Annotated in this window: 3 protein-coding genes; all 3 read left to right on the forward strand. The window is 50.5% G+C overall.

Annotated elements, in window-relative coordinates; all coding sequences use genetic code 11:
* The first annotated feature begins 20 nt into the window (after positions 1 to 20).
* Positions 21 to 281 (forward strand): hypothetical protein, encoded by a 261-nt coding sequence (locus NO989_RS21690; protein ID WP_156086141.1) that lies wholly within the window; start codon positions 21 to 23, stop codon positions 279 to 281.
* Positions 278 to 634, forward strand: a complete 357-nt coding sequence (gene tnpB, locus NO989_RS21695; protein ID WP_156086142.1) for an IS66 family insertion sequence element accessory protein TnpB — start codon at positions 278 to 280, stop codon at positions 632 to 634. The genes NO989_RS21690 and tnpB overlap by 4 nt, the downstream gene beginning before the upstream one ends.
* Before the next feature lie 114 nt (positions 635 to 748).
* Entirely contained in the window at positions 749 to 2,311 is a 1,563-nt protein-coding gene (locus NO989_RS21700) for an IS66 family transposase (protein ID WP_371343190.1), read from the forward strand.
* Positions 2,312 to 2,430 lie beyond the last annotated feature (119 nt).

Below are 2,430 nucleotides of genomic sequence, written 5' to 3' on the forward strand. Positions count from 1 at the left end.
GCGCCAGCAGGTGATCATAGATGTACTTGGCACATTATACCAAGAGATTTATTCCTGAATTTGATGCGGAATGTCGGATAAATTCTGCCTACTTCAGTCAACGTCGAGCAGAGCTTAGGCGCGAAGCTGAAGATAATGACACGAGCTTTGCTCTAGCGGTGCCTCAGTCGGCCACCGCGCAGCAAACCTTGCAGCTTCGTCTTGGCCAAACCGAATTGGTGTTGCCGTTGTCGGTATCACCGCGTTGGGTCGCGCAATTGGTCAAAGAGCTCAGCGCATGAAGATGTTCGTTGAGCCACCGGCAATCTACTTACACAAGGCGCCGGTCGACTTTCGTAAAAGCATTAATGGCTTGAGTGCCATTGTAGAGAGTGAAATGGCGCTCTCACCGTTCAGTGGTGCGCTATTTATTTTTTGCAATCGCCAACGCGATAAGCTCAAGGCTCTGTATTGGGATAAAACAGGCTTTTGCTTGTGGTACAAGCGTCTTGAGAAAGCCAGGTTCAAATGGCCGAAAAAGATGTCAGGCAGCACCATTTCCCTGACTGAGCAGCAATGGGCATGGCTTTTGGATGGCCTGGATATTACCCTGATGAAAGGCCATCAACCACTGCATTTTAGCTCGATAATATGATCGTTTTTTTCATATAGGGATCAAGCATAAATCATGATTTTTCGATCACTAATCGGTCTAAGAAAGCCTTTATCTGTTGCGGCTTAGCGCCGTTTTATGCGGTATAATGACCGCATGAAAAAGATTGATGCAAACACACTTCCAGACGATGTTGAAGCACTCAAAGCTATGCTGCTTGAGCAGCAGGCTGAGAAGGCTCGCCTGCAACAAGAAAGTGAGCGCTGGAAGCGTGACTTCTATCAGTTATTTGAAAAATGGCAGCTTGAGCTGAAAAAGCGTTTTGCGGCCAGTGCTGAAGGTCTTCCGGGTCAAGGCGACTTGTTCAACGAAGTGGAAGACATCCTCAATCCTGATGAGGAAGAGGTCGCTGCCGAGCAACACGTTGCCTACACCCGAAAACTATCGCGCCGTGCCAGACTCGATGCATCATTGCCGCGTAAAGAAGTCATTCACGATATCAGCGATGACGATAAAACCTGCGAATGCTGTGGCACGGACATGCATCGCATGGGCGAGGATGTCAGCGAGAAGCTCGACTTCATCCCGGCTAAGATGCAGGTGACTCGACATATTCGACCTAAATACAGCTGCCGCACTTGTGAGCAGCAAGGCACTGAAACCAGGATAAAGCAGGCACCGGTGCCGGCAAGCATGCTGCCAAAAAGCATCACTAGGCCAAGCTTACTGGCCCAAATCATTACAGCGAAGTTCCAGTATGGCCTGCCGCTGTATCGCCAGGAAGCCATGTTCAAGCAGTTCGGCGCCGATATCAGTCGCCAGACCATGAGCCGTTGGTTGGTAGCGGTGAGTCAAAAACTTGAGCCACTGTACCAGCGCATGCATGACCTTCTCGTGCAACAGCCGGTGCTGTGGGCGGACGAGACAACAATAAAAGTCATCCAGTCTGAGAAAAGAAAATCCTACATGTGGGTGTATGGTTGCGGCACAGATAAGCCGCCGCCCGGTAATACCTCATCACCACCCAACATCGTACTGTATGACTACCAGGATGGTCGCGGCGGGTCACATCCGAAGGACTTCCTGCAGGGTTACCGTGGACCATTGCAAGTGGACGGCTATCAAGGTTACGAGCAAACTGATGCTATCCTTGCCGGTTGCTGGGCACATGCCAGACGTAAGTTCGTGGACGCCAAAACCGTGCAGGGGAAAAAGAAAACCGGTAAAGCCGATGTTGCGATTGCGTTTATTCAAAAGCTGTATCGTGTTGAACGGCTGATGGCTGATAAGTCAGCGGATGAGCGTTTGCATGCACGGCAAAGCGAATCCGCAGCTGTAATGAGCGACTTGAAAGAGTGGCTTGATACGCAGTTAAACCAAGTGCCACCGACGAGCGTGATAGGCAAAGCCGTGCAATATACATTGAACCAATGGTCGAAGTTGCAAGTGTATTTAACCGACGGACGCATTAATATCGATAACAACCGCGCCGAGCGCGCTATCAAACCGTTCGTGATTGGTCGCAAAGCTTGGCTGTTTGCCAATACCTACGGTGGAGCGGATGCCAGTGCGGTGCTGTACAGCTTGGTAGAAACCGCCAAAGCCAACGGCCTGCAACCGATTGACTACCTGATGAGCCTGTTCAAGCAGTGGCCACTCATTAACGACAGCGATAATATCGACCACTTACTTCCCTGGAATATCGAGCTCACACCCTAGCGTCAATTATCTTGGCCGGTTGTGTGGTTCGAGTTACGCTTACTGACCAGCGCTCCGGGCGGCTGCGTTTTTGTTGCTCATATAATGCAGCGCGTGCCGCTAATATGGCGTTATCTTCA

It is taken from the genome of Alteromonas sp. DY56-G5, from assembly GCF_041414725.1.
Classification (GTDB): Bacteria; Pseudomonadota; Gammaproteobacteria; order Enterobacterales; family Alteromonadaceae; genus Alteromonas; species Alteromonas macleodii.